5 protein-coding genes and 2 pseudogenes are annotated in these 4,184 nt (G+C 50.3%); 6 read left to right on the top strand and 1 reads right to left on the bottom strand.

The genetic code is table 11. The features are described from left to right. Window positions 1-503 precede the first annotated feature (503 nt). From IQ254_RS29950 to IQ254_RS32260, 6 genes and pseudogenes are all read left to right on the top strand, one after another. Window positions 504-910 (top strand): annotated as a pseudogene (locus IQ254_RS29950) (N-6 DNA methylase); the annotation flags it as partial. Between the two features lie 295 nt (window positions 911-1,205). Further along, entirely contained in the window at window positions 1,206-1,430 is a 225-nt protein-coding gene (locus IQ254_RS29945; protein WP_193969792.1) for an AbrB/MazE/SpoVT family DNA-binding domain-containing protein, read from the top strand. Between the two features lie 18 nt (window positions 1,431-1,448). Beyond that, entirely contained in the window at window positions 1,449-1,823 is a 375-nt protein-coding gene (locus tag IQ254_RS29940; protein ID WP_193969791.1) for a nucleotidyltransferase family protein, read from the top strand. Then, window positions 1,820-3,127 (top strand): AAA family ATPase, encoded by a 1,308-nt coding sequence (locus IQ254_RS29935; protein WP_193969790.1) that lies wholly within the window; start codon window positions 1,820-1,822, stop codon window positions 3,125-3,127. The genes IQ254_RS29940 and IQ254_RS29935 overlap by 4 nt, the downstream gene beginning before the upstream one ends. Window positions 3,128-3,129: 2 nt before the next feature. Beyond that, window positions 3,130-3,765 carry a retron system putative HNH endonuclease gene (locus IQ254_RS29930; RefSeq protein WP_193969789.1) on the top strand — a complete coding sequence of 212 codons (636 nt, stop codon included), beginning with the start codon at window positions 3,130-3,132 and terminating at the stop codon, window positions 3,763-3,765. Next, entirely contained in the window at window positions 3,762-3,890 is a 129-nt protein-coding gene (locus IQ254_RS32260; protein WP_255527047.1) for a hypothetical protein, read from the top strand. The genes IQ254_RS29930 and IQ254_RS32260 overlap by 4 nt, the downstream gene beginning before the upstream one ends. 65 nt (window positions 3,891-3,955) lie before the next feature. Here IQ254_RS32260 and IQ254_RS29925 read toward each other — a convergent pair. Continuing rightward, window positions 3,956-4,184 (bottom strand): annotated as a pseudogene (locus IQ254_RS29925) (DUF58 domain-containing protein); the annotation flags it as partial.

Here is a 4,184-nt window from a genome sequence, read left to right as displayed (position 1 = left end):
TGGTTTGGTAGGATGCAGGAAACATATTGGTTTAGGGGAGCTGCACTGAGGCTCCCTATTTTTTGTCCCCTTTATTGTCTCAAAGCCCTGTACCGCATGACGTTGAGTACCCTTGTCACCCGTTAAGAGTTGATACCCTAGCAACGTTCCAATCCTCGATCGCATTCCTTGCCCTGGCGATGCCGCCAATGCCCTGGCCCTGGCTGGGTGGTACCAGCGCTGATCGGATCCGTTTCAAGCTTGCCAGTTGAGTTTTGCCTACACCTAGAGCATCGGTTCAGTATGGCTAAAAACCCGATTTCTTCATTAACTGGCCTACGAGATTTGGCCTTTCCTGGGGGAGAAACCGGGGTTCTGTACCGGCGTTCTAGGCTTGTCTGCGGCAGCAAATAACTCTTGGACTGTTGCGTTTAAGGGGCCCAGTTGGGGCGAATCTGTCTTCATTTGACGGGCTATCGCTGCCACAATGGGAGCAATGAGATGCTATTGCGGCCAAACGCCCCATGCCCCCTGCCAATTTTCAATCCCTAGCCAATTTCATTTGGTCGGTGGCCGATCTATTGCGTGGCCCCTATCGCCCGCCCCAGTATGAGCGGGTGATGCTGCCGATGAAATCGAAAAGATGGAGGAAGCCAACCGGCTGTATCTGGTGGTCTCCAGCTTTGCTGAAATCGACCTATACCCCAACCGGGTCGATAACATTACTATGGGCCTCGTCTTTGAGGATCTGATTCGGCGCTTTAACGAGTTGGCCAACGAAACCGCCAGGGATCACTTCACCACCCCGCGTGAGGTGATTCACTTGATGGTGAACCTGCTCATGGAGCCAGATGGGGATGTGTTGACCGGGGGCAGCCCCATTGTCACCGTCTGCGATCCGGCCTGTGGCACGGGGGGAATGCTGGTTGAGCTTTCCCTCTTTGGCTCCATCCTGCGCGACGACTTTCGCCCCACTGGCGATCCCCTAGCGATGCTGACGTTCTCTATGTCAGCGCCCCCGAAGCCCGCTACGGCTTCAAATTTTTTGTCATGCAAGCCGAGCTAGAGCAACTGCTCAACCGCAAAGTAGACCTAATTAGCAAACGAGGCATCGAAGCCAGCCGTAACCCCCTTCGCCGCCAGATTATCCTTGAGTCCGCCCAGGTAATCTCTGTCCGAGGATATCATTAATTAAATTCATAACTCACTTACCATACGGTCAAGCCATGGACAAAACACGTCACGTTTCTCTAACTATCCAAGGGCAAGATCAAGTCCTTACTATTCCCCCTGAATTTGCCATCACAGGCACCGAAGTCGTATTGCGTAAAGACGGAGAACGCCTCATCATCGAGCCGATCTTGCCTAGTTCCTTACTGGCTCTACTGACCACACTATCCGACCTTGAAGAAGACTTCCCCGATATCGATGAAAGAACGTCGCTTTTATAAAAGGCAGGTTGATGCGCAATGCCTCAAGCTTCAATACCTCTACCAGATATTTACCAGCGGCTAAGCCTAGCCCCAGAAGCGATTGCGCATTTCTGCGAAAAATGGCAAATTATTGAGCTTTCCCTCTTTGGCTCTATCCTCCGAGATAACTTTCGCCCTGCTGGTGATCACCCTAGCGATGTTGACTTCCTCTACGTCAGCGCCCCCGAAGCCCGCTACGGCTTCAAATTTTTTGACATGCAATCCGAGCTAGAGCAACTGCTCAACCGCAAAGTAGACCTGATCAGCAAGCGAGGCCTTGAAGCTAGCCGTAACCCCCTTCGTCGCCAGGTCATCCTTGAGTCCGCCCAGGTGATCTATGTTGTAGGAATGGATAGGGAGAAAAGGTTATGAGAATTGACCGTATCGAGATCCGCAACTTCAAAAAGTTCTCGGACTGCGCCCTCGATCTCCATCCCCAGTTCACCCTATTGGTGGGCGACAACGGCACAGGTAAAACCTCCTTACTCGATGCTTTGGCCATTGCTGCTGGGGTGTGGCTCGTCAACGCCCCCGATACCACCCTATCTAACAGCAAGCGCAACATTCTCACCAGCGAAATTCATCTAGAGGCCATTGAATCTGACGGCATCACCCAATTCATTGAGCATAAACCTGTCCAAATTAAGGCAGTCGGTCGCTTAGGCGATCGAGAGGGAATAGAGTGGACACGGCAAATTAAAGCTGACGGCTCCCGCACCTCCAACGCCGAAGCCAAGATAGCCCTCGACCTGATAAGTGAGCTATACCGTCGTGATCAGGCCAGAGAAAAACTTTGGTTTCCTATCGTGGCCTACTATGGCGCGGGTCGGGCCTGGTTGCCCTCCAACAAAACCGACCCAAAAGCCAGGCAAATCAATGGTGTTTCTCGCCGCTGGCACGCCTTTTACGACTGCCTTGATGAACGGATTCGCATTGCGGATCTACAAACCTGGTTCCAAAAAGAAGCCTTGGCCTCTCTCCAACGCCAAGGCCAAATGCGCTTGAGCTACGAAGTCGTTAAATTTGCTATTTTAGGGGGAATCCCTGCGGCACATAACCTCTGGTTCGATAGCGATCGTTCTGAAATCATTATTGCCATTGATAACTCCCCTGTCCCCTTCAGTAATCTTAGTGCGGGACAAAAAACGATGGTGGCTTTGATTGCCGATATCGCCATCAAAATTGTTACCCAAAATGCGGCCTTCTTATCTGATGCTAATGGCATAGACTCTAGTGAGTTGCCCTTAATTCTGCAAAAAACACCAGGGCTAATTTTGATTGACGAAATTGATGTGCATTTGCATCCTAAGTGGCAGCGGCATGTTGTAGAAGACTTGACCCACACATTTCCCGCCATCCAGTTTGTTTGTACCACTCATTCTCCCATTGTAATTAGCGAAGTTCCGGCGGAATGCATTCGATCGCTAAAGGCTGAAGCAGCCACTACGCCAGCCAATGCCCTTGGGCTTGATGCAAACCGAGTTTTAGATGAGGTGATGAACGTTCCAGAGCGTAATAAAGCAGTCTCGGAAACGCTACACACTGTTTTCCAGCTCATTGACGATGAAGATTTTGAGCAAGCGCGCCAGACTATTACTAAGCTCAGCGAACAAGTGGGTGAGCTAGATCCTGAAATCACCCGCGCCAGAGGCTTGATTAAGTTTTTAGAAAATTAGGCATGAGAAACATTAGCAAAGGAGCAGAACCCAAATCCCTAACCCAGCATCGCTGTAATACAAATTCTGATTATGACAATTATCCAGACAAAGATGATTTGAGAGAAAGCCTTGTGCTTGAGCAACGGGGAATTTGTTGTTATTGCCTGCAAAGAATACGACCTAGATCCACGACTATGAAAATTGAGCATTGGCAATGCCAGACTCAATACCCTCATCGGCAGTTAGATTACAGCAATCTGCTAGGCGCTTGCCTGGGCGGCCAAGATCAGGAACCAGAACGGCATCATTGCGACACTCGAAAAGGCGATGGCGACTTGACCTATAACCCTGCCCACCCAAGCCATGATGTTGAAAGTAAACTTGCTTTTCTAGGGGATGGCACCCTTCAATCTACTGAAACGACGTTTGATCAAGAAATCAATGAAATTCTCAATCTTAATGAAGGAATTCTAAAGAAGAATCGAAAAGCTCTCTTGGATTCCATCAAAGGCGGATTTATGAGTAAGAATCCATCTAAAGCAGATATTCAAAAAGAGATCCGTAAGTGGAATGGAGACCTCGATGACGGGATGCTGGAACCGTTTTGTCAGGTTGTGATCTACTATCTCCGCAAAAAACTCCAAAGAATGTCATGAAACAGACTTCTGAAATCGCCTTTGAAACGGTTATTGAGTTAGTGCTACTGGTCTCCGGTTTTGAGCGTCACCAATCCCCAGACTTTGATCGCGAGCAAGTTATCTTCCCCATTAGCCATAGTTAGCCCTCGCAGAGACCGGGTGGGGGTACTTCTGATAGTAGGTCATTCCCACTGAATGCACTAAGCTCCTACAGCTTGCCCTGGCTCTTGATTCGCAGGTAGCTCTCGACCAGCGGGTCTGAAATCTGGTGGGCGGGGGCATCGAGCACCAGCACACCGCGCCGTTTTAGGCGGGCAAAGGCGGCCTCGCGCTGGCTGAGCAGGTCTAAGGCAACTGCTCGCTGGTAGGCGGCATCGACTTGAGCCGTGGGTTGGTGGGCCTGGCGATCAATGGCTGGATCTCGCAGGGTAATGCAA

The organism is Nodosilinea sp. LEGE 07088 (assembly GCF_015207395.1).
Classification (GTDB): domain Bacteria; phylum Cyanobacteriota; class Cyanobacteriia; order Phormidesmidales; family Phormidesmidaceae; genus Nodosilinea.
This window is presented reverse-complemented; position numbering and strand designations above follow the sequence as displayed.